Raw genomic sequence first — 24685 nt, 5'->3', positions numbered from 1 at the left:
CCCTCTTAAGCGGGAGGCGTATAATACGCCGTTAAATTTTGATGTCAACGTTTTAATTTAAATTATTTTCAAATTAAATCTCGCTACATCCCGCTTCAAATATACCTCTTAAGTATATGCAACTAACCAATCAAATTGACCCTGTTGCCGGTGACCTAAGTTGTTGTAACCGGTCTCCCTTGAAGCGAGGGCGCATTATAGAGATAACACATCCCTATGCAACACTTTATTTCATTTTTCATTTCAACCGCTTGTTTTTTATACACAACAATAAAAAACGTTGAATTTTTCAACATTTAGAACGAAAAAGGCATTCATCGAAGTGAATGCCTTTTAAATTAGGTATCTAAATAAGAGTGAATTACTCATTCATTCTTATTTGACTCATCAGATTCGCCGCTTTCTGAATCGGTTGTACTTGTATCTATTTCTTCGGCATCACCAACCACATCCTCTAACCTTACCTTATCAACCATTCTGAATGTGTTTATTGGCCCTGCTAGTGCGTACAGAAGGAAAACAATAAATAGAACCAAAGCGGGTTCGGTTGCGACCACTACAAAAACTAACAGTATTAGTAACAGCACCACAAAAGGGACCTTACCGTGCCAATTTAACTCTTTAAAGGAATTATATTTAAAGTTACTTACCATTAGTAAACCAGATATCCCTGTTACTAAGGCTACTACAACGCCATAGTCTTGGCCGTCGACTTTATATTCAACACCTACCCATATAAGCCCTGCAACTAAAGCTGCAGCAGCAGGGCTAGCTAGCCCTTGAAAAAAGCGGCTATCAGCGATGCCAATTTGCGTATTAAAACGGGCTAACCTTAGAGCCGCCCCTGCTACATATATAAACGCAGCTAACCAACCAATTTTCCCCAAGCCGGCTAGCCCCCAATTATATGCAACTAGAGCTGGCGCTACACCAAACGAAACCATATCAGCCATTGAATCATACTCTGCCCCGAATTCACTTTGAGTATTAGTGATTCTAGCCACTCGTCCATCTAGCCCATCAAAAATCATAGCAACAAATATTGCTACAGCCGCCGCTTCAAAACGACCGTTCATTGAGGATACTACAGCAAAGAAACCAGAAAATAGCCCAGCCGTTGTTAATAAATTAGGTAAAAGGTAAATCCCCCTACGCTTCTGTTCTGGCATTATATTGTCTCACACCTATTAAATTACAAATATAGTACTAAGCTTATCGCGTTTGTATGGTTAGAGTATATAAAGATTAACTTAGATTTTGAATCAATAGACATCAAAGTTAGAAAGCTAAGTTTTTAATTACTGTATGCAGCTCTTAATTGTCAGTTTTTTTTACAACAACATAAAAAAAGCCACCAAAAAACACCACAAGCAACTGATAAATAACAACAAAAAATAAATGGCCCAATATATGCTTATTGGCTGACATAGTAATTCTAGTATATATCTTGGTGAAAAAATGAACAAAGTGCGTAGTTTTTTAGTATCGACATTATCCGTGATTTCATTATCGCAAGCCCACGCCGGTGTAACAGTTATTGATTTTGACACTGACAGTAATGGCAATGCCATTACAAATGGTCAAATTGTTGATGATGAATACGCAAGTGCAGGTGTAAGTATCACCAGTGTTAATGTAAACAATACAACAAGCAAAACTAGTGATGATATTGAAGGTATACAAGTAGCCTTTGACACTAATTTATCTGGAACTGAAGACCCAGACCTAGAATACAATAGAAACCGTAACGATTATAACGGAACTGGACAGTATTCTTACACAGCGCTAAACATTGATGGTATTCAATTCGCTGATACACCTGACAACGTATTAATAATGCAAAATGCTGACTTTATTAACGATTCAGCAAACGGTAATACATGTGACGCATTTTCATGTACAACCCCAAATGACGAAAATGGAACTAACCCTGCAGGATATTTTGAGTTCACCTTCGATACCCTAGTTGACATCATTAGCTTAGATACATTTGACATTGAAGATAATGGCGAATTTGTCATTCAGTTTTTCGCTAATGACAACTTAGTTGCGACTCGCGTTGAAACAGATAAGGCTGTTGGTGATACTGTTTCGATATTCGATAGCGCTGATTATACAGTTCAAGCAGGTGATGACACGTTATTGACTATGGGCGATGGGCAGTTTGTAAGACAACTACTTAATATTACTGGTATAGACCGCTTAAGAGTTCAAATCCCAGGTTCAGGAGCGATTGATAACCTTGCATTTAGAACAGCTGAAGTTCCGGCTCCAGCAACGTTAAGCTTATTAGCATTTGCAATGTTGTTAATTGCCAGACGAGTTAGGAAATAACTCTTAACCCCACCTAAATTAACAAAAGCGGCTTTGGCCGCTTTTTTATTGTTTTATATTTTTTTCAGCGATTGTTACTATTCACCAGAAATCACTCACAGATAGACATTAACCTATGCAGAAGCAATTAATTTTATTTGTTTTTTTATCTATATATTGTTTGCAACCATCAGCACAAACTACTTCAAACTACGAAAAAGCGCTAACAGCGTATTCTAGCAATAAGTTTGATGAAGCCTATATACATATAAAGAACGCTTTACAAGAAAACCCGTCAGATTTAGCCGCCAAAATATTGATGGGTGAAATATTACTAATCAATGGCTATTTTGATAGTGCAATCACTGAGTTTGAAGAAGCTTTAAACTTCGGTGCAGATCCAAATTTGATATTAAAAGGATACGGAAAAGCTTTAATTCTAACGCAACAGTTTGACAAAATATTATTACTTGACCTAAGCAGTTTGAACAGCACAAACACTTTTGAACTACTCATGTTAAAAGCTACCGCATTTGCGAACTTAAATGACACCAATAATGCAGAAAGAACCTACTTGCAAGCTGTGCAATTACAACCCCAAAGCATACGGGCCCTCAATGCACTAGTACCTTTATATCTAAAGCTAGGTAAGATTGAACAAGCCGAAAAGTATTTAGAGAAATCGTTACTTTCGAATAACAAAGTAGCGAGCACCTGGAGGCTCAAAGGACTACTAGAAAAACAAAAACAACTCACTTCACAAGCACTTAATTCTTTTGAGACAGCATATAATTTAAACCCAAATGATCCCTTTGTACTTAGAGCTTACGCTGACGGACTGTGGGCAGCTAAAAAAGTAGAAGAAGCTAAGAAAATACTTAATATAATCTTGATTCAAACACCAGATGATCCATATGCCATTCTATTACAAAGCCAGATATTATCCGCTACAGGTAATACAGAAGAGGCACAAAACCTACTTAGTCAATTATCTCAAGAATTAAGCTTAGTTACTGGGCAAAGTGTTACTTCAAACCTGTCACTGCGTTTTGCAAGCGGCATGACCGCTTATTTAACAAGTAATTATGAGCGAGCACTATCAGATATTACTTATTACGTTAACAACTCTATTTTGGATGTTAATACGATAGCTATATTGACAGATACATACCTGAAATTGGGAAAGGAAAGAAATGCCCTAAAGCTTTTAACTGCTAATGAAAACTTAGTTGTTCAAAATCTAAATTTGTCATTACTATTATGCGATCTTTACTTAAAAGCAAACCGCGCGTTTAAATGTGAAAATTTAACTAGCCAACTTGCTGAGCAGTACCCGAACAACCCTAAGGTTGATTTTATAAAAGCCAAAACCTATGTCGCTAGAAATAAAATAGAAGATGCGTTAACTACTTTAAATAATATATCTGACCCAGCTTACCTTGACCAAAGAGAGCTAGCGAAAGCACACCTGTTGTTTCAACAGGAAGACTATTCAAACGCTCATAAAATAGCTAAATCACTATTAGAAGCGTTGCCAGAAAACATAGACATATTAAACCTTAACGTAGCGTTGCTAATAAAAAAGGGAAGCTTAACTGAAGCAGGTACGTTAATCGAAAAAACACTAGCACTCAGACCCAACTATGTACCAGCAAAATATAATAAAGCTAACTTACTAGGGGCTCTAAAACAATACAACGAAGCAATCGACATCATGATTGACCTAGAGGAGAGCGACGTCCTCCAAGCAGAGTCATACCTATTGTTTGCAGACTTGTTATCATCATTGGAGCGTTATGAACAAGCAATAGAAAAGTTACGCTATGCTTCAAAACTAAATGGCCAGTCTCTACCAATATCCGAAAAATTAATAGAGTTGTATATACAAACCAAGAAATATAAAGAAGCGCTTTGGGAAATAGAAACTTATAATAAAAACGCTTTATCCAGTGATAAATATCAATTGAGCAAGGCTGAGCTTCTATATAAAAGCGGGAAATCTGATGAATCAATTGAGTTGCAGGCCAATTTATTTGAAAAATGGAAAACACAACCGGATAACCTAATTGCACTTAGCAAAACTCAGTATAAAACCAAAAATTTTGATGGCGTTGAAAAAACATTATTAACCATTTTAGAGGAACGCGATAACAAATATCTACCTGCGTTACTGCAACTAAACAATCTATATAGCAATACTAACAGGTACCCCAAAGCCCAAAAATATCTAACCATTGCAAATAACCTGTACCCTAACCAAATAGAAGTCATGGTAGCTCAGGCCAAGCTTAGTATTAAACAAAATGATTTAGACTCAGCATACGAAATACTATGGAAGGCTCAGAAGTTGGACCCTACTTCGCTCTCAATCTATGGGCAGTTATATCAATTAGCTAACCTTGGAAAAGGTACAGAGAAATTCAAAGAGCATCTAGAAGGCTTACTAAAATCCACACCTAATAAACATGTGCTTCGTAACCTTTTGGCTGACACTTACTTACAGAGCAATGAAACAGCTCAGGCCTTAAGTCATTACAAAAAATTACAGAACCTAGAAAACTACACCAACAAGCCTGCAGTGTTAAATAATTTAGCGTTTATAGCCTTGGATAATGATTTAGCGCTTGCACTAGACTTAATAAATCAAGGACTAGAATTAGCACCTCAGTCAGCAGACCTTATTGACTCTAAAGGTTGGGTATTAGCAAAACTAGGGCAATACGACGAGGCATTAGTACTATTAAGACAAGCATACGCTATGAATTCCAATGCGCCTTCCACGCTATATCACTTAGGCTTCACTTTACAAAAGTTAGGCAGAAGTGACGAGGCAGAAAAAGAACTCAAATCAGCTTTTGAACTAGGCGTACCTTTTTTAGAGTCTTCGGAAGCACAACAACTATTAAACAGTATTTAGTCTAACAGATACGATTTAAAGCAAAATTTCACTATAAAACTAGAAGCAATGGAAGGCCCTCCATTACTTCTAGCTTCTTTTGAAATACCAGTTTAGTATCATGACAGATATAAGCCGGTCCACTGCATGGAATCGTAAGGGTTAACTAATAGTTAGCCCTTCTCCATCACTATCAATTTTTATCAAACCTGATCCAGCTAAATTCCCTGCAAGTATTTTCTGAGCTAACGGGTTCTCGATTTCAATTTGAATAGCGCGCTTTAAGGGCCGTGCACCAAAGACAGGATCGAACCCAGCTTCAGCCAATCTATCCAAAGCAGATAAGCTAAGTTCCAGCTTATACCCTTTATCAGCCAAACGATCCCTAAGAGCTCGTAACTGAATTTTTGCTATCGATTTAATTTGCTCTCTACCCAGAGGGTGGAACACAACTGTGTCATCGACTCTATTGATAAATTCTGGTCTAAAATGCTCTCCAACTACTCCCATGACTAGGTCTTTCATTTGTTGATAGTCTTTTTCAGCACTGACTTCTTGAATAATATCCGAACCTAAATTTGAGGTCATAATTATTACAGTATTTTTAAAGTCTACGGTTCTACCTTGCCCATCGGTCAAGCGGCCATCATCTAAGACTTGTAGTAAAATATTAAAAACATCTGGATGCGCTTTTTCTACTTCATCTAATAAAATCACCGAGTATGGCTTGCGCCTAACTGCTTCAGTTAAATATCCTCCTTCTTCATACCCCACATACCCTGGAGGGGCACCAACTAGACGAGACACTGAATGTTTTTCCATAAACTCAGACATATCAATACGCACCATGGCATCTTGGGTATCAAATAAGAAGTTAGCCAAGGTCTTACACAACTCTGTTTTACCTACACCTGTAGGCCCTAAAAACAAGAAAGAGCCAATTGGTTTATTTGGGTCTGACAAACCTGCTCTTGAACGCCTAATTGCATTTGAAACCGCTTCTACCGCCTCCTGTTGACCAACTACTCTATCCTTGAGGGCGTCTTCCATCGACAGTAATTTCGCTTTTTCACCTTCTAACATTTTAGATACTGGGATCCCAGTCCAGCGAGATAGTACATCTGCTATTTCAGTATCAGATACTTTATTTTTTAGTAACGTTGGCTCTTGTGTTTCAGACTCAGTAGCCAATTCTAGCTTCGCCTCTAGCTCTGGAATACGACCATACTGTAACTCAGACATACGGCTTAAATCAGAGGCTCTTCTGGCTATTTCTAAATCTAACTTAGCTTGTTCAAGTTCAGAGCGAATACTTTGAGTTCCTTGAACAGCTTGCTTCTCGGTAAGCCATACCTTTTCGAACTCAGAAAATTTATGTTCAGCCTGCTCTCGCTCTAACTCAATTAACTCCAAGCGCTTGTGACTCACTTCATCCTTTTCTTTAGCTAAAGCTTGTTCTTCCAACTTGAGCTGAATAATCCGCCGTTCTAGCTTGTCCATGTCCTCCGGTTTAGAGTCCATCTGCAGGCGAATACTAGAGGCTGCTTCATCAATTAAATCGATGGCTTTATCTGGCAATTGTCTGTCACTAATATATCGATGAGACAAAGTGGCAGCAGCCACAATTGCAGGATCGGTAATTTCTACCGAGTGATGCAGCTCATAACGCTCTTTCAGCCCTCGCAAAATAGCAATTGTGTCTTCAACACTGGGCTCATCAACTAAGACTTTTTGAAATCTACGTTCTAGGGCTGCATCTTTTTCTATGAACTGTCGGTATTCATTTAAGGTAGTGGCCCCAACACAGTGTAGTTCTCCTCTAGCAAGAGCAGGTTTGAGCATGTTGCCTGCATCCATTGCACCATCGCCTTTACCAGCTCCGACCATAGTATGCAATTCATCTATAAAGAGGATCACACGCCCTTCTTCTTTACTCAGTTCATTTAAAACAGCTTTTAAACGCTCTTCAAATTCACCTCGAAACTTAGCCCCAGCAATCAAAGCCCCCATGTCTAAAGACAGTACCCGTTTATTTTTTAAACCTTCTGGCACCTCGGCGTTAATAATACGCTGTGCAAGCCCTTCAGCGATTGCTGTTTTACCCACACCAGGCTCTCCGATTAACACTGGGTTATTTTTAGTACGGCGTTGTAATACTTGGATGGTACGGCGAATTTCATCATCACGACCAATAACAGGGTCAAGCTTTCCCTGTTCGGCTCGCTCTGTTAAATCAGTGGTAAACTTCTCTAATGCCTGACGGACATCTTCAGCATTTGGATCTGTCACTTTTTGCCCACCACGTATTTTCTCAATACTCTGCTCAATACTTTTTTCATCAGCCCCCGATTGCTTTAATATTTCTCCCAAGGCTCCCTTATCTTGTAAGGCCGCTAAAACAAATACTTCAGACGTTATATATTCATCTTTTCGTTTTTGAGAAATCTTATTACTCAGATTTAAAAGAATGACAGTATTTTTACTTAACTGAACATCACCACCTGAACCTTGTACTCGGGGCAATCTTTCAATTGCTTCAGCTAATGCAGAGCGAAGACTATTGACATTTATTCCTGCTTCATCGAGTAATGGACGCACTGAACCGCCCTGCTGATTTAGCAAAGACGTCATTAAATGAACAGGTTCAATATATTGATGATCACGACCGAGCGCTAAAGATTGAGCGTCAGAAAGTGCCGATTGAAATTTACTTGTAAAACTATCTAATTGCATAAAAGGTACTCCACCTCTAATTTCTATGAATCATTAATGGGTACAATTTATTGGCTAATCAAGTGTGTCTAACAATTAACCAATAGAGATTTTACGAAAATTGATTTAAGTCAAGCTATCGATAATAAACAACAAAATACTCAACTAATATAAATCGCACTCAACATTCTACCTGTTGTAGCGTGACTTGGCTTTCCCCCAGTGGCTATCATTTCATGGGTCGCTCTACGATGAGAAAAAAATAAATCTTTCTGCTCATATGTACAAAATTCGCCACCAAATATTTTACTAACTCCCAAAGATTGCAGCTTTAACCGTGCAATTAAATATAGGTCGGCCAAAAACTTATCGCTATCAGCTAAATTACTTGCAACAAATGCTTCAGGATAATTATCAAAAGCGTCTTTGACATCTCTACCTACTTCAAAGTTACTCTGACTTATAGCTGGGCCTAACCAAACCAACATTTCTGAAGGCTTAACGCCCATTGCTGTGAGTGTATTTTCAATTACTCCGGCAGCTAAGCCGCGCCAACCGGCGTGAATAGCACCTACCACAGTCCCTTTGGTATCACAAAGTAAAAGAGGCAGACAGTCTGCCGTCATAACAGCAGATACTTGATTTTTAATACAACTATAACTGGCATCAGCCTCTATTTTTGATGGCTGCTTTATATCCAAATTTATACAAGTGGTACTGTGGATTTGCGTCAACCAATTTATATTCTCATACATGGGCAACAAAGTGCGGTTTTTAGCAACCACAGCGGCATCATCATTTACATGTTGCGCCACATTCAAACTATCAAAGGGCGCTTGACTGAAACCTCCTCCCCTAGTGCTAACATAGGCTTTAATATGTTTAGGTGCAGGCCAATCAGGATAAATAAATGAAGGAAGAGTCAAGGCTATACCTCTCCACTTCCGTGTTCCTGCTTGTCTTCTCTTAATACATCTAAAAGCTCTACAAAATCATCAGGTAACGGAGCTTTCCATGACATCCATTCCCCAGTTATTGGATGAGCAAGCTCTAACTGAACGGCATGCAAGGCTTGACGCTTAAAGCTGCGTAACATATCTACCATTCTTTCATTACATGCTTTAGGTGGCTTAGGGCGACCGCCATATGCTTGGTCACCTACTAGTGGGTAGCGAAGGTGAGACATATGTACTCTAATCTGATGAGTACGACCTGATTCAAGCTTTAACCTCAAATACGTGTGTGCTCTAAATTTCTCTTTGACTCGGTAATGGGTCATAGCAGGTTTACCTGACTCGCGAACAGCCATATTTGTTCGCTTAGTAGGATGTCTCCCAATTGGCTCATCCACTGTGCCACCAGCCACCATAGTACCAATGACTACGGCTTCATACTCGCGACTTATTTCTCTAGCTTGAAGCTGCTCAACTAGATGGGTTTGTGCAGGAATAGTTTTCGCAACAACCATCAAACCAGTTGTATCTTTATCTAAACGGTGAACAATACCGGCTCGTGGCACATTCTCAATATTTGGCACATGGTTAAGCAGTGCATTTAAAATAGTACCATCCATATTACCTGCCCCTGGATGAACAACCAAGTTAGTGGGTTTGTTGATAACCAATATATCTTCATCTTCGTAAACAATATCTAAATCAATTGCTTGAGCATGATGTTGAACCTGTACTTCAAGCTCTACATCAATCTCAATTAGCTCTTCGCCAATCAGTTTTTCCCTTGGTTTATTAGATATTTCTCCATTAACAGTAACTTTATCACTCAAAATCCATTCTTTTATGCGAGATCTTGAATAATCAGGGAACATTTCGGCTAAAGCTTGATCTAAGCGTTTACCAAATAAATTGTCAGGCACGTGGGCCTGAAGTTGTATTTTTTCATGTGAGGTAGACATGCATTAAACATCCTGAAAGTGTTTCGTAACGATTTATGTGTGCATAGCCCAATTTGGTGGGGTAGAATGCGCTGCAGTTATCGATTAGGTAAACTACTATTCTAACGGATTTTTGTCCTTAATGAATCAAACATCACCAATCGAATAGTCAAATAAGAGCAAATAAGAGCGATATGATCAGTAAAGTCAATGTAAGAAATATACTCATAACCAGTACCTTAATGATGTTAGTGGCCTGTTCATCAGTGCCGGAAGACGAAGACATTGATTTGGTACTTAAAAATCGAAGTGCACAAAGTCTGTATCAAGAAGCAAAAGAAAAAATGATTTTGGGCAACTTTAATGCAGCCACCGAAACCCTAAAGGCATTAGATTCTCGCTTTCCATTCGGCCCGTTGTCACACCAAGTACAGTTGGACCTTATTTATGGGTACTACAAAACAGGACGAATTGACGAAGCGTTAGCTGCAATCGATCGCTTTACTCGGCTTAACCCAAATCATTCTGATGTAGAGTATGCTTATTACATGCGTGGCTTAGCTAACATGGAAGTAGATAATAACCTTTTCCAAGACCTAGCTGGAATCGACCGTTCTGACAGAGATCCAAGTAGCTCTCGTCAAGCCTTTAGCGACTTCAAACGACTAATAGAAAAATTCCCCAATAGTAAATATGCAGCAGATGCCCAAAAACGCATGTTACATATTAAAAGCCGTCTAGCTAAATATGAAATTGCGATTGCGCGATACTATATGCGTCGTGATGCATATATAGCAGCTGCAAACCGTGGTAAGTACGTCATAGAGCATTATCCTGATACTCAACATGTTCGCGAAGCACTAGAAATAATGGTTGAGTGTTATGACCAGCTAAAACTTGATAAGCTGAAAAACAACGTGATGAAAACCCTGAAGTTAAACTATCCTGACAGTAGCTTTATTAGTTAACTAATAAACTGACATTTTAAAACGCGCATTAAGCGCGTTTTTTTATGTGCAAAAATAAATCAGTATCTAGTTGCCAGCCTTCCACGCAATAAGCAAACTAACTTGTAGTAAGCCATTTCAAGCATAAAAATACTTTGATACTCCAATCACCCTGCAAGTTAAAAATTAGTAGCCAGTAAACTATTTCATAAGGTCAAACGTACTTAACCTACATTAGTTATTTTACTCTGAGCCTCAATGACCCATCTAAAATATAGAGTCAGCTATAAGCGTCACTTTGTGAGTTTTTATTGCTCACTTACTTTTCTGACATTGTTTTATTCACAACACACTTTCAGTAACCCTTTAACCAATTTAACTCAAGTTGGCGAAGCAAAACTGACAGTATTTTTCTGGGACATATATAACTCAAGCTTGTACAGTCAAAATGGAAAATATGCAGCGGATGAATTCCCTCAGGCATTAAAAATAACTTACCTACTTGATATAAGCGGGAAAGATTTAGTAAAACATACTAAGGAAGAATGGCTAAAATTACGCTTACCTGCAGAGCAAATTGAACAATGGCTTGGGGCGCTAAAAGATTTGTTTCCGGATATAAATAAAGGGGATACTCTGCTACTGATTGTTAATCAAGAAAAAAACAGTGAGTTTTTCTTAAACGATACCTCTATAGGAAAAATTTCTGATAAAAAGTTTGGAGAAAACTTTTTAAGAATATGGTTAGACGAAAACGCTAGTTATCCAAAAGTCCGTAATAAGCTTTTAGGAAAGTCAGATAACTAGGTAATCTTATAAAGGCAAATTATGATTGAATTAACGTATAGTAATCCTGAAAACCAACTAAAATATTAGTGGTAGCGATAGAGGAAAGTATTAACCCCATCACTCGGCTTATAACACTTGCCCCACTGCTACCAATCACTTTTGCAATAACTCCAGAAAGCAACATTAAAATATAAGTTAACAGTAAAACCGACAACATAACTAAGGCTGTTTGAGCTTGCTCCCAGACAGTATATACCGCATTTTTAGTCAACAGTATTGCAGCCAGCATGGCTCCAGGGCTAGCGATAGAAGGTACAGCCAGTGGGAAAATAGCCGTTTCTCTGTGGGAGCTTTCTAAAAGTTTCAACTCTTCTTCAGGTTTACTTTCACCAAAAATCATATTGAGTGCGAAAAGAAATAAAACGATACCACCAGATATTTGAAATGCAGGCAACGGAATAGATAAAGTATTCAAAATAACTTCCCCTACTCCCATAAAAAATAATAGTACGCATGCCGCCACAACAGTCGCTAACAATGCGACTCGACGTCTTGTTTTCGGCTCATACTGATCCGTAACAGCAATAAAAACAGGTAAGGTTCCAATAGGGTCAATAACAGCAAAAAAGACAATAAATACCGCCAAATAATCTATCATTAAACACTCCTCAATAAAGATTAAAAAAATATGGTTTTGGGGTTCAGCAAAGTATCTGAAGAAAAGTAATCTCATATAATAACATACGCATATCAAAGCTTATGAAGAGAAAAGTCTATATAGGGGATACTAAAGTAAAATTTTATATTAAAAACCAGTGTCCCAAAATAATGACTACTAGTAAGCAAGCTAAGCAATTAAAGTTGAAGATAAAATACTTACTTCCACTCCTAAAACTAGATACTCCTTTGAAACTCAATTTTTTTAACAACCATCTAACAGATATGATGCAATGACATTTAACCGTTAAGACTAAAGGTTAATTGTCAAAAATAGATTTGGTCTTTATAGTTCTTCACAACAAGGAGTGTATATGAAACTACCTAGTCAAAATCCAGATGCTACCGATGCTCTTCGCCGTAAGGCCATTAAAACGTTAGTTAAAACTGGGGTTACTGCAGGGGCAATAATTAAAGCCCCTTATGTTTTTGCCAAGAGTACTCCTACTCTCAGAGTGTTAGGTACCCATGTTACCTTGCAAGAAGAGTTGCGACAGCAGGCTATGCGTGACTTAGGCATTAATTTAGTGTTCGAAGCCAGAGGTAGTGCTTCTGTATTACAAAAAGCGTCCATATCCCCACAAAGTTTTGATTTATACGAACAATGGTCCAACAGTATTAATGTATTATGGCGCTCTCGTGCCATTCAAAGCATTGATAAAAAAAGAATAAAGTACTGGGATGAAATTAACCCACTTACCAAAACTGGGAAAGTCACTCCAAATGCAAATTATGGTGCAGGAGACGCACCATATAAAATACTTCATGTGCAGGCTGATGGTCAATTAGGGCAAGAGCATACCGAACATGTCAGCTTCTTACCTTACGTTCATAATGTTGACTCTTTTGGCTACAATACCGACATCATCACCAAGGGAACTCCCTATGAAACAGAAAGCTGGGGCTGGTTATTAGATGAGAGGTATTCTGGAAAAGTAGGCATAGTCAACGCCCCAACAATAGGATTATTTGATCTAGCCCTAGCAGCGCAAGCACAAGGTTTAGTCAGCTTTGCCAATATAGGCTCCATGACTAAATTAGAACTAGATGCCTTGTTCAAAATTTTAAATAACCTAAAAGCACAGGGCCACTTTAGCGGGTTCTGGACCTCTGTACCTGAATCCGTAGAGTTTATGCGTACAAAACGAGTAGTAATAGAAAGCATGTTCTCTCCAGCGGTAACACAGCTTAACGGGCAAAATATACCGGTAACCTTCGCAGCTCCTAAAGAAGGCTATCGAGGGTGGCACGGTGTGATGTGTTTATCATCGGCAACTTCAGGAAGGATCAAGGACGTTGCTTATGAATATATGAACTGGTGGCTTTCAGGTTGGCCAGGAGCATTTATTGCAAGACAAGGATATTATATTTCTAACCCTCAGCGTTCTAAACCTTTGCTAACAAAAGCTGAATGGGATTACTGGTATGATGGTAAACCAGCATCAACACCACTAATTGGTACGGATGGAAAAGTTTCTGTTTTACAGGGAGATATTCGCACCGGGGGTAGCTATGAAAAACGCTTTAGCAATGTAGCTGTATGGAATACCGTAATGCCGACTTACGAATATAGCTTGCAAAAATGGTACGAATTTATAAGTTCATAGATTCGAGTATTAAGGAATTCCATGTTTTCATCTCTTAAAGTTCAGGTCACAGCGGTTCTATCAATCTTAATTTTTCTATTAGTTTTACAAATTGTAACTACCCGAGGTAACCAAGCAACCTTAGTTAAAGGCTTAAACCTTTCACAGCAATCTTTACTGGATGTAAATACCGTCCGAGAACTAGAACGTGATGTGGCAAACCTACAACGTAATGTCTTAATCTATAAAGATACCGCCAGCCAGTCAGCCGCTTTACGTTTCAACCGCCTTATTAATGAGATTGAAGAGAAGTTAAAAGTTCTCGAGCATTCAGTTTTACCAGAAATACATGAAGAAAAAGGATTAAAACTACTAAGCAGAATGCGCCAACACTTAGCCGATTATTCAGATAACTTTAATGATGTTAAAGATGGTCGAACTCGGCGGGAAGCACTTTTTGAAAATGGTTTACTGATAGAGATTGACACTTTAGTTGAGCTACTTGAAAGCCGCTCTAGCGTCAATAAATTACAATCTTTCCCCGTTGCGCGAATTGAGTTTCATTTAGCGCGAGCTGAAAATGACGCATTCAACTATGTACTAAAACCTGATTTAGCCCATATTGAGCAATTTGAGTCTCAGATGGCTAAGATTAGAAGTCTATTTGAGCAATTCCCTACTATCTTGGAGCAAAACCCTGAAATAAGCCCCTCACTTAATAAAATTGAACAGAATTTCCTGCAATTAACTCAAATCACTAGAGGTTACCTTTACTTAGTCAATGTAGTCATGACTGGCTCGGCTAATGAGTTTTTATATTTAACCGGCCAATTAAGTGAAAATGTTGCCCATTTATCTGATCAAACAAATACGGTTGTAATGAAAAATGTTGCACAGTCTAAAACACGAAATGATATTACTTCACTTATAGGTATTATTTTTGCCTTAGCCACAGCTCTATTTTTGGGGTTACGAATAATAGTTCCTATTAACGCAATAACAGATGTATTTGAGCGATTGGTAAGTGGGAAAAAAATAGATTCGATCCCTGGGTTAGACCGAAAAGATGACATAGGAAAGCTATCAAAAGCTGCTGATGTTTTTCGCCTAAATAACCTGCGCACTACTGAGTTATTGAATGAGTCAAGAACTCTCATTGAGCGACAAGAACAACTCAATCAAGAGTTAAACAATGCTAAAGCTATTGCCGAAAAAGCCACCCAGTCAAAAAGTGTTTTCTTGGCTAATATGAGCCACGAAATTCGCACCCCAATGAACGGTATTATAGGCTTAGTTGAATTGGGCTTAAATGAAGACATGTCTGAAAAGCTCCGAGAGTACTTAATCAAAGTAAGTAACTCCAGCCAAGTATTGATGACCGTAATCAATGATATTTTAGACTTCTCTAAAATAGAAGCGGGTAAATTAGATATCGAACGAACTGATTTCTCATTAGATTCATTATTTGACAATATACTTGCTAGTACAGCTATGCGAGCAAGAGAAAAAAACTTAAATGTTCGCTTTTATGCCGATCCAATGTTACCCAAAAAGCTGGTTGGCGACCCACAGCGTATTAGTCAAATCATGCTAAACCTTTGTAGTAACGCTATAAAGTTTACTCGAAACGGCACAGTGTTTATTAGATTTTGGGGTAAAAGCACAGGTAGTGCAGGAAAATTCACCCTGTTTGCGGAAGTAAAAGACACTGGTATTGGTATGTCTGCCTCGCAGCTTAAAAGAATATTCAGTCCCTTCACACAAGCAGATGGAACGACAAGTAGAGAGTTTGGAGGGACGGGGCTTGGACTATCAATAGTAAAGCAACTTGTTAATCTAATGAATGGTGAAATTACCGTCACCTCTACTCAAAACAAGGGTAGTGTATTCAACTTAAAACTTGAGTTAAGAGCATTTAAAGGGCAAGCAGCCATTATTAGTAATACTAACCCTTCACCCAAAGCTATTTTTTATGTGCCTGAGTCTAATTTACTGTGCAATAACTATCTAAACGCCATCACTAACGATTGTCATATTGAAACCTTGAGTTCTATTCTTGAAACAAACATAGCTAACCCAGAATATCCAGCAATCGCAATTTTTGATGTTAAGTGCCAGGAGTATGTAAGTTTATTAAAGCCAGCGCTACAGTTTTGCGCAGATAATGCTATTAAGTTCGGTTTTATTACAGACACTCAGCCCCAGCAGTTAGCACCTGAGCTTATAAAAAGCTGGCATACTAAGGTGTTAACTCACCCATTTTCACCAAGAGAGTTTAATATGTTTATTGATGAACTCAATGGAATATCAACCAGTCCACTTACCCAATTAAGTAACCCAAAAGACTTGGTTGAGCCGAGCTTAAAAGGCCATGTTTTACTGGTGGAAGACAATAGCATCAACCAAGCCGTAGCTGGTGAAATGCTAACCTCACTGGGGGTTACCTATGATATTGCAGAAGATGGGCAACAAGCTGTGACTAAAATCACTAACTCTCCCTACTACGATGTGATTTTAATGGACATACAAATGCCTGTAATGGACGGTTACGCCGCTACAAAATTATTACGAGAAAGAGGGTTTACTAAACTACCAATATGCGGATTATCAGCAAATGCTATGCAACAAGACTACAACAAAGCCAGTGAATCAGGGATGAACAAATATATAACTAAGCCACTTAAAAGAGAGGTGTTAGCAAATACTCTAGCGCAATGGTTGGAACATAAAGCCACTTAACCAAGTTAATAAGTGAGCTAAATTAAAGCTAGGTCGTTATACTTTATCAGACATGAGCATCAGAAAAAATCATCTATATCTACTAAAAACTACACATCATTCAAAGTAATTTGAAAGTATTGATAGCTTTACTTTGACCATATTTGGTAGAAGTGATGTTATTTACTAAGTTCTAAATTGATATATCTATAGCAATCATGAAGAAAGACTTAAGTAATCCAAGTGGCCCTGTTCAACTAAATTTTATTAATAATGTAGCCACTGTCACCCTAAACCGGCCTAATGACCTGAACACGCTTACCGGTGATGTCATTGATAGTTTAACCGAGGCCTTTAGCGTGATAGCTACAGATGCAAATATTAAAGTTGCGGTGCTAACTGGCAATGGCCGAGCCTTTAGCGCAGGGTTAGACTTAAAAATGCTCAGTAATGAAAGCGATGTATTTCAAAAACATAATAAAGGGCAGCAAACCGAATTTATCGAGAAAATAGCCAAATGCCCAAAACCTGTTATTGGTGCAATAAATGGCGTGGCAGTAGCAGGAGGCTTAGAGCTAGCCTTATGTTGTGACTTTTTATATGCAAGTGATACTGCCAAATTTGCAGATACTCATGCCTTTGTTGGCGTATTGCCAGGCTGGGGCTTATCACAAAAACTTCCCCGTATAGTAGGAATAAATCGAGCAAAAGAGTTAAGCTTTTCAGGACGATTTTTTGATGCCTTTGAAGCTCAAAAGTGGGGCTTAGTTAATGAAGTATTTCCAAAAGAAACCTTAATGTCAGAAGTGCTAAATCTTGCAAAAAACATTGCCACAGCAGATATGCCAGCTTTGCTAAATATCAAATCTTTAATGGATCATGGGTGGAATATGAGCTTAGAAGATGGACTCAACTACGAGACTCAAATTGCAGTTCCGTACAGTAAATCCATAGATTTGAGCCAGATGACTAAACGGTTGGAGCAATTAAAAAATCGAAAAACTAATTAGGAGGCCGGAAAGTATCAAGCTCCTTAATTTTAAAACTTAAGTCTAAAAACATTTAAATAACCGTGCTGTGTTATAGCGCCACGTATTCTATATCAACAGCCCCTATTGTTAAGCCAACACCACCCAAACAGGTAACAAATTGCTTTTGGGATAATTGTGAAACTATCTATTACCCACTTTAGAAACATACGCTAGTTAACAGTATTTAAATATATCCTAATACTAAACGGCGTTAATATGACATTAAACCGGATCGTAGCCAGAATGGTTTATCTCTAAACCATAAAGTCATAATCCACTTTTCTCCGCTAGCCACTTCAGCACCGCGGTGAATACTATTTTTTATTGGCTTTCCTTGGCTAGCATTATCAAAAATTAGCATGTGATTTTTCTTTGGAGGTATAGACACATGAGGGGTTTTAAATTCTGTTTCTCCCCCAGTAAAGTCATCATTTAGGTAGTAAATGCCTGTTTTGATTCGCTGTCCAAACTGATTTATTTGCCTTTCGATATCCGCTGTATGAGGATATATATAATCATAATGCCAATGATAAAATTGGCCGGGTAAATACCTAAGAATAACAGGTGGTTCAGCATGTCTTATACTAATACCAGAGCTATTCGCTAACGCGCGCTCAACGAGCGCTAGCGATACATTATCGTTCGGAATCGAAGCAAAGTATTGGCTGTTATTTCGAATAGAAGAGTCTCGACTCCCCTGCCCTTGGCTACCAAATAGCGTTACTTTTTGAAGGTTTTGATCGAATTGCGTTTTGATATTTGTAAAAACATCAATATCAATCTGACTAGCTCCGAATCGAATGTCTTGGCTTAGGGCCTCTAAAACTGGACAGTAATGCACAAAAGCAAGTAGAGGTAAGGCGCTGCGTAACACCTTATCGCGATTTACACTAGGTAAATTCTTAACAACAAGATTCAGAGCTTCCTGATAAACATCTTCGGGCAGCGCCTCAAATGTTTGCCCAGAGAATATAAGATTCAACTGTTCCAGTATTGGCGAATTGTGTTTCAAACAATAAGCAACCGCCATAAAAAGTTCTTCAACACTGCTTTCACTTCTAAAAACGTGTATCAACCATTGCTGACAAAAGCTCTGGTTTGTTTCAGCTAAAGCAAAAATTTTTTCGTTCGTTAATCTATTAAAGTGTTTATCTTCAAGTAAACGCAAAAGGGACATAGTTTTTCGTAATCACTTTTTAGCAAGAGGTTAAAAACAGCAGCCATTTAAGGCCTAGCCAGTGATTGTATGCAACGGCAAACTTGATTACTAGTAAAGCGAGACAAACATTAGGAGTATTGTCAGTGAGCCTCTATATAAATGACTCACATCCATAGTAAAAAGGCAGTTTGCACAATTATTTTATGAAGTGTGTACAGCTGCGATTAGAAAACTCAAACCACAATCAAAGAAACCACTTACATTTACTTTTTTATGGTGTCGCTATTACTTTGAGCTTTGTTTATCTTATTATTTTTAACACTATGGCTAGCTAGTACATTTTTATAGCAAGCTTCATAGCTTGCCTTTGATTTAGCCCAGCAGTTTTCATTATCATCATTTAAACAATATTTTAATTTAGCGACAGCCAACTTTTTACAGGGTACGAATTCGTTAGAGGTTGGTGATGCACTAACCTGCCCTAAAAACATTCCTAAACTTAGAGCTAATAACTTAATTTTACTAATTGTCATGTTCCCTCTTACCGTCATGGTTATTTAGGCACAGTTGCAGGATTTAAAAACTGTTTGGTGTATGGCAAATATCACTGATTCATACCCCACTATTTTTTGAAAATCTTTTCAAACGCACTATACACAGCTAAATGCAGAGCATCTCCATGGTCTTGCTTTTTAAGATAATCAAAATAAAGCTCAGTGTTCTTGTTGTCTAAAGCCTGTAATTTGTCATATAGCTCTCTACCTGTTCTTTCAATATCCTCTGACTCTTTTCCAACAGCAATAAACACCGACTTTTTAGAAGAGAACAAAACTGGTGAGTATGTTAAAAGTGATTCATCATCCCACCATAAACTGGGACTAGTAATAATATAGTTATCAAATAAATCTGGCTTTTTAAATAAAATCTCAGTAGCCAAAAGACCACCAAGGGACTGCCCTATCAAGGTCTTAGTTGCAGCTGTTCTATATTTTTCATCTATAAAAGGCTGTAATTCAGTTTCTAGAAAACGAATAAAACTCTGGGACTGGCCCGTTGTGGGAAATTCCTTTTTATCATCCTCATTTTTAGTAGGAAAGGTAAAATCTCTTCGTCTATCCACATTAGCAATACCAACAACAATTGACTCAGGTATCATTTCAATCCAAGAAAACGATCCAAACTGCACCAATCCTGCTATATGAATAAAGTCTTCTTCAATAGAGCCGTCTAATAAATAAAGAACAGGGTATTTTTTTGATGAGCCTTTTGAATAACTAAGAGGCAGATAAACATTTAATACTCTATTTTCACCAAGCACATCAGACGGTAGGACAACCCTCTCACCTATTGACAGAGCAGTTACCTCTGCCTGCTTCTGCAAACCATCAGCCAAAACCTGATGGCAAAAAAGCACAGCTATGAATATAAAAATTGGTTTTATTATTCCCATGGGGGTCTTTTATTAAATTATGAATGGCTAGGTTATGACGTGTAATTTACTTAAGCAATAAAATACCAAGCTTTTATTGAGGTTGTGGTTAAAAAGGTATTACTGAAAACGCTCTTTTGCCGGTTACTACAGAGGTTTCTTACTGCAAGAGAGCAATCAAAAACGGAAGTTTGGAGAGAAAAACCGGCTTTCATATCCAATAATAGTTTATAAACCTTGAGCTTTTTACAAACCGCTAGGCTTTATTCTTACAACAGGTTCTCAGTCTCTGCGCCACATACGCCGGTCAATGCGAAATATGTGCGCGCAGCGAATATTTAAATAAGTAAAAATCTAAGAGCGCTTTTTATTTGCCTGCCTAACCCGGTGTTTCTTAACAGATCGTCGCATACGGCTTAACTTAACATGATCAAGTTTGTTATCTGCTTCTACTTTGATCAGGGTTTCCTTTTCTTCTGGTAGTTGCACGCTTTTACGTAAACCATTTAAATCCGATAAAGGTAATTCTACCCACCCACCTTGGGGTAAACGTTTTTTAAGCTCTAACTCACCATAACGTACGCGGATAAGGCGGCTAACTTGCAGTCCCTGTGACTCCCAAAGTCTGCGCACTTCACGATTACGCCCTTCAGATAGACTCACGTTATACCAGCTATTTTGACTTTCTTCATCGCCGGGCTTTTTAACTATTCGAGTAAACTTAGCTTCACCGTCTTCTAATTTTACTCCATCGGTGAGACGTTTAAGCATCATATCTTCCACTTCACCAAACACCCTCACTGAGTATTCACGTTCAACTTCGTGCTTAGGGTGCATTAAGCGGTTGGCTAGCTCACCGTCATTGGTAAACAACAGTAAACCACTGGTATTAATATCTAAACGGCCAACGGCTATCCAGCGACCATTTTTAATATTAGGTAGACGGTCAAACACAGTAGGACGCCCTTCGGGATCTTTACGACTACAAAGTTCACCCTCAGGTTTGTTGTACATTAGTACTCTACATATAGGCGATTCATTCACCGTGTTTACAGGGTTGCCATCCACGCGGATTTTGTCACTAGGCTCTACCCTATCACCTAAGGTAGCTAGCTTTCCGTTAACTGATGCTCGCCCTGCTTCAATCCAGCGTTCCATTTCTCGGCGTGAGCCTAGGCCAGCATTGGCTAGGACTTTCTGTAATTTTTCACTCATTAATGCAATTGCTCTGGTTGTTCTGAACCATCCAATAAATCGTTTGTTGGATCTTCAGTTGTTATTGATGGCAACTCTTGTACTTCAGACTCTTCGCTTAAAGTAAAAAGTTGATTGCGCTGTTCTTCGCTTTCAGGAGAAGTGATAAATTCATCACTACTAGGTAATTCACTTAAGCTTTTAAGTGAAAAATAATCCAAAAATTCTTTAGTGGTTGCATATAACGCTGGCCGGCCTGGTACTTCCTTACGGCCAACCACTTTAATCCATCCCCGTTCACTTAAGGTTTTCATAATTTGACTACTAACAGAAACCCCACGAACATCTTCAATTTCGCCTCTGGTAATGGGCTGACGATATGCAATTAGAGCCAAGGTTTCTAAACTAGCTCTAGAGTATCGTGGTGCTTGCTCTTGCCATAGCTTGCTTAACCATGGGCTTAAACTGTCCATGGACTGAAACCTATAACCAGAGGCAACTTCTACAAGCTGAATTCCCCTTGCTTGGTAATCTAGGGTTAGCTCAGCAAGTACATCTTTAAGCATTGTTTTAGTGACTTTCAGCCCTTCTAACACAGTTTGCTGGAGTCGCTCTTGCGTGAGCGGTTCATCAGCAACAAATATGGCAGACTCAACTAACTGTTTAAGTTGCTCTCGTGATATTTTAGCCATGTTCACCCTCTACAAATTGCGTTTTATTATCACTTACTTTTACATGGATATTGGCGTAAGGCTGGGCTTGTACTAAATCAATTAAACTTTCTTTGGCTAACTCCAATATAGCCAAAAATGTCACCACTACACCTGCTTTGCCTTCACTGGCATTAAATAACTCATCAAACCCTGTGTAATGTTCTGAAGACAATTTTTCTAAAATCATACTCATACGCTCCCGCGTCGAAAGGGTTTCTTTTTCTATTTGATGATGCTCAAATGCTTCTGAGCGTTGAATAGCGGTTTGAAAACCTAGTACCAACTCTTGCAAACTTACCTTAGGTAATATTTTCAAGGGTTTAACACTAGGTGCAGGCTGAGCTCCGGCTTTAAATAAGTCTCGCTCTTTACGGGGAATATTGTCTAATTCTTGTGCTGCTAGCTTTATTTTTTCGTATTCTTTTAGGCGTCGAATGAGCTCTGCCCTTGGATCGTCCTCATCCTCTTCAGCATCTGCTCTTTTAGGTAATAAAAGACGTGATTTCACCTCAGCCAAAATGGCTGCCATCAACAAATACTCTGCGGCCAGCTCTAACTTTAAGTCTTTCATCAGCTCAACATATTCCATGTATTGCTGAGTCACTTGATAGACAGGTAAATTAACGATATCGAATTTTTGTTTGCGTATTAAATACAACAACAAATCTAGTGGGCCTTCAAATGCTTCTAAAATAAGCTCTAGGGCATCTGGGGGTATGTATAAGTCTTCTGGCTTCTCAACTAAGGCCTCACCGTTAACAAAGGCAAGTGGCAGAGGCTGTTGGACAGGCTCGTTTGCGCCACTGTGCTTTGAAAATGATGAGTTATCAGCAGACATAAAATAAAAATCAACTTAAATAAAGGGTGTTAGATCGCCACTACCTTCACGGATAATAGTGGTTTCGTCTTCAGATAAGTCAATCACAGTGGTGGGTTGCTCCCCTAAAAAACCACCATGGATAATCAAACCAACTTGTTTTTCAAGCTCATCTCGAATGTCATCAGGGTTTGACTCTGCCACTAACCTATCAGGTAAAATCAAAGTGGTCGACATCATGGGCTCTCGTAATTCTTCTAACAAGGCCAAAGCAATTTTATTATCTGGCACCCTTATACCTATAGTGCGGCGTTTAGGATTTTGAAGTCTTTTGGGTACTTCTTTTGTGGCTTTCAAAATAAAAGTATAGGGCCCTGGAGTATTGTTTTTAATCATACGAAAGGCTGTATTATCCACCCTTGCGTATTCAGATAACTCAGACATATCTCGGCACATAAGTGTAAAGTTATGATCTTTTCCAATTTTACGAATTCGGCAAATTTGCTCAATGGCGGCTTTATCATTCATATGGCAACCAATGGAATACCCAGAATCCGTGGGGTACACCACCACAGCACCTTTGTGAATTAGCTCACAAGACTGCTTGATTAAGCGCGCTTGAGGGTTGTCGGGATGGATATAAAAAAACTGACTCATGGGTCTCTCCTATTCTACTATCACAGCAGTATTGCTTAACTGATTTACTCAGTAATTATTGTTTATTTAACGCCCAGTCATGCCATATTGGCACAAGTTGCTCTGGAAGCGAAAGGTTTTTACCTAACTCTGTCCAGCGGTTTGGATAATGAAAATCAGAACCACTGGATGCTTGTAGATTATGCTCTTGTGCAAGACTCGTTAACAGGGCTTTTTTATCTCGGGACAAATGGGAATGTGTCACTTCCATACCGTCACCACCTGCTAATGCAAACTCACTTACTAAACGCCTCAACCATTTAGATGTCATGTCGTAATGGCCAGGATGAGCAAGCACAGCTTTGCCTCCTGCATCTTGAATCCATTGTACTGCGTCTTCAATACTTATCCACTGGGGTTTTACATGGGCCTTTTTACCCTTTCCTAAATACTTTTTGAATACGGTATCAAAATCTTTAACCAACTTACGCTCAACCAATACACGAGCAAAGTGGGCCCGCGTGATTTGCCCAACCCCAGCTAATTTTTTTGCATCATCTATGACATTATCTATACCGACCTTAGCTAGCTTGTCGGACATTTTCTGAGCTCGCCTATCACGCTCTTGGCTTTGTAAGTCTAAACGCTCTAAAAATTGGGTATCAGTATGATCAACATTTAAGCCTAAAACATGAATATCAAAGTTATGCCAAGAGGTAGAAATCTCAACACCGGGTAAAATTTGCATGTCTCGTTTCTGTTGGGCTTGAAAATTTATAGCTTGGTTTATCCCATCAACAGTATCGTGATCGGTAATTGCCAAAACATTCACCTGCATAGTGTGAGCTCGCGTCACTAACTCTTCTGGTGAAAGGTGCCCATCAGAATAATGGGTATGGCTATGTAGATCGATTTTCATGTTGTAAGTTACTTTTTTTATATCAAAGAATCATTAGGGTGTTGACATAGAAGCCTTTTTGTTTTCTTCTATACCCGTCGAAAGATTATGATTATATTAACATTGATTCGACTTTGATTATCAGAAATAACGTTAAATATCGCAAAGAGAACTAAGATAAATGAAAAATATTCAAGCACAAATCATTTGGTGGTGGCACAACCTGAACTAACGGGCTG

Annotated in this window: 20 protein-coding genes; 7 read left to right on the top strand and 13 right to left on the bottom strand. The window is 38.6% G+C overall.

All coding sequences use genetic code 11. The annotated features are described in order from the left end of the window. Positions 1-365: 365 nt before the first annotated feature. Positions 366-1169 (bottom strand): CDP-diacylglycerol--serine O-phosphatidyltransferase, encoded by an 804-nt coding sequence (gene pssA / locus ACMUMK_RS06525; protein ID WP_414700302.1) that lies wholly within the window; start codon positions 1167-1169, stop codon positions 366-368. A 289-nt stretch (positions 1170-1458) separates the two neighbouring features. Here pssA and ACMUMK_RS06520 point away from each other — a divergent pair, with 289 nt between their 5' ends. Both ACMUMK_RS06520 and prsT read left to right on the top strand, forming a co-directional pair. Further along, positions 1459-2334 (top strand): hypothetical protein, encoded by an 876-nt coding sequence (locus tag ACMUMK_RS06520; RefSeq protein WP_414700301.1) that lies wholly within the window; start codon positions 1459-1461, stop codon positions 2332-2334. Positions 2335-2449: 115 nt separating this feature from the next. Continuing rightward, complete coding sequence (gene prsT, locus ACMUMK_RS06515; protein WP_414700300.1) at positions 2450-5230, top strand: XrtA/PEP-CTERM system TPR-repeat protein PrsT; 2781 nt, start codon at positions 2450-2452, stop codon at positions 5228-5230. A 141-nt stretch (positions 5231-5371) separates the two neighbouring features. Here prsT and clpB read toward each other — a convergent pair whose 3' ends face one another. From clpB to rluD, 3 genes are all read right to left on the bottom strand, one after another. Then, positions 5372-7942, bottom strand: a complete 2571-nt coding sequence (clpB, locus tag ACMUMK_RS06510; protein WP_414700299.1) for an ATP-dependent chaperone ClpB — start codon at positions 7940-7942, stop codon at positions 5372-5374. Between the two features lie 140 nt (positions 7943-8082). Next, a complete protein-coding gene (gene pgeF, locus ACMUMK_RS06505; protein WP_414700298.1) occupies positions 8083-8847 on the bottom strand; it encodes a peptidoglycan editing factor PgeF in 765 nt (254 codons plus the stop codon). Between the two features lie 2 nt (positions 8848-8849). Then, positions 8850-9833, bottom strand: coding sequence for a 23S rRNA pseudouridine(1911/1915/1917) synthase RluD (gene rluD, locus ACMUMK_RS06500; RefSeq protein WP_414700297.1), 984 nt, complete (start codon positions 9831-9833; stop codon positions 8850-8852). Positions 9834-10006: 173 nt separating this feature from the next. Between rluD and ACMUMK_RS06495 the strand changes: the two genes are divergently transcribed. Continuing rightward, complete coding sequence (locus ACMUMK_RS06495; RefSeq protein WP_414700296.1) at positions 10007-10780, top strand: outer membrane protein assembly factor BamD; 774 nt, start codon at positions 10007-10009, stop codon at positions 10778-10780. A 237-nt stretch (positions 10781-11017) separates the two neighbouring features. Next, positions 11018-11566, top strand: a complete 549-nt coding sequence (locus tag ACMUMK_RS06490) for a chalcone isomerase family protein (RefSeq protein WP_414700295.1) — start codon at positions 11018-11020, stop codon at positions 11564-11566. A 19-nt stretch (positions 11567-11585) separates the two neighbouring features. Here the strand turns inward: ACMUMK_RS06490 and ACMUMK_RS06485 are convergent, their stop codons facing one another. After that, positions 11586-12206, bottom strand: coding sequence for a MarC family protein (locus ACMUMK_RS06485; protein ID WP_414700294.1), 621 nt, complete (start codon positions 12204-12206; stop codon positions 11586-11588). 373 nt (positions 12207-12579) lie between these two features. On the opposite strand from ACMUMK_RS06485, the gene ACMUMK_RS06480 reads away from it, so the two are divergent. From ACMUMK_RS06480 to ACMUMK_RS06470, 3 genes are all read left to right on the top strand, one after another. After that, positions 12580-13872, top strand: coding sequence for an ABC transporter substrate-binding protein (locus ACMUMK_RS06480; RefSeq protein ID WP_414700293.1), 1293 nt, complete (start codon positions 12580-12582; stop codon positions 13870-13872). 21 nt (positions 13873-13893) lie between these two features. Beyond that, positions 13894-16590 carry an ATP-binding protein gene (locus ACMUMK_RS06475; RefSeq protein ID WP_414700292.1) on the top strand — a complete coding sequence of 899 codons (2697 nt, stop codon included), beginning with the start codon at positions 13894-13896 and terminating at the stop codon, positions 16588-16590. A gap of 197 nt (positions 16591-16787) precedes the next feature. Next, on the top strand, positions 16788-17579 hold the full coding sequence (locus tag ACMUMK_RS06470; RefSeq protein WP_414700291.1) for an enoyl-CoA hydratase: 792 nt from the start codon (positions 16788-16790) through the stop codon (positions 17577-17579). A gap of 232 nt (positions 17580-17811) precedes the next feature. On the opposite strand, the gene ACMUMK_RS06465 is transcribed toward ACMUMK_RS06470, so the two are convergent. The 8 genes from ACMUMK_RS06465 to ACMUMK_RS06430 all read right to left on the bottom strand — a co-directional run bounded on the left by ACMUMK_RS06465 (position 17812) and on the right by ACMUMK_RS06430 (position 24467). Then, positions 17812-18777, bottom strand: coding sequence for a prolyl hydroxylase family protein (locus ACMUMK_RS06465; RefSeq protein WP_414700290.1), 966 nt, complete (start codon positions 18775-18777; stop codon positions 17812-17814). A 245-nt stretch (positions 18778-19022) separates the two neighbouring features. Then, the gene (locus ACMUMK_RS06460) at positions 19023-19292 is read right to left on the bottom strand and encodes a hypothetical protein (protein WP_414700289.1); all 270 of its coding nucleotides are present in this window, start codon (positions 19290-19292) and stop codon (positions 19023-19025) included. Positions 19293-19381: 89 nt separating this feature from the next. Continuing rightward, positions 19382-20209 carry an alpha/beta hydrolase gene (locus tag ACMUMK_RS06455; protein ID WP_414700288.1) on the bottom strand — a complete coding sequence of 276 codons (828 nt, stop codon included), beginning with the start codon at positions 20207-20209 and terminating at the stop codon, positions 19382-19384. 333 nt (positions 20210-20542) lie between these two features. Further along, entirely contained in the window at positions 20543-21403 is an 861-nt protein-coding gene (gene rluB / locus ACMUMK_RS06450; RefSeq protein ID WP_414700287.1) for a 23S rRNA pseudouridine(2605) synthase RluB, read from the bottom strand. Beyond that, on the bottom strand, positions 21403-22074 hold the full coding sequence (gene scpB / locus ACMUMK_RS06445) for an SMC-Scp complex subunit ScpB (protein WP_414700286.1): 672 nt from the start codon (positions 22072-22074) through the stop codon (positions 21403-21405). The genes rluB and scpB overlap by 1 nt, the downstream gene beginning before the upstream one ends. After that, positions 22067-22933: a segregation and condensation protein A gene (locus ACMUMK_RS06440; RefSeq protein ID WP_414700285.1), complete on the bottom strand. Its 867-nt coding sequence runs from the start codon at positions 22931-22933 to the stop codon at positions 22067-22069. The genes scpB and ACMUMK_RS06440 overlap by 8 nt, the downstream gene beginning before the upstream one ends. 15 nt (positions 22934-22948) lie before the next feature. Further along, complete coding sequence (locus tag ACMUMK_RS06435; protein WP_414700284.1) at positions 22949-23569, bottom strand: L-threonylcarbamoyladenylate synthase; 621 nt, start codon at positions 23567-23569, stop codon at positions 22949-22951. A gap of 55 nt (positions 23570-23624) precedes the next feature. Continuing rightward, positions 23625-24467, bottom strand: coding sequence for a PHP domain-containing protein (locus tag ACMUMK_RS06430; protein WP_414700283.1), 843 nt, complete (start codon positions 24465-24467; stop codon positions 23625-23627). Positions 24468-24685 lie beyond the last annotated feature (218 nt).

The sequence above is a fragment of the Paraglaciecola sp. 2405UD69-4 genome (assembly GCF_047525415.1).
Classification (GTDB): domain Bacteria; phylum Pseudomonadota; class Gammaproteobacteria; order Enterobacterales; family Alteromonadaceae; genus Paraglaciecola.
Note: the sequence above shows the minus strand (reverse complement) of the source record. Positions and strands in the feature narration are given on the sequence as shown.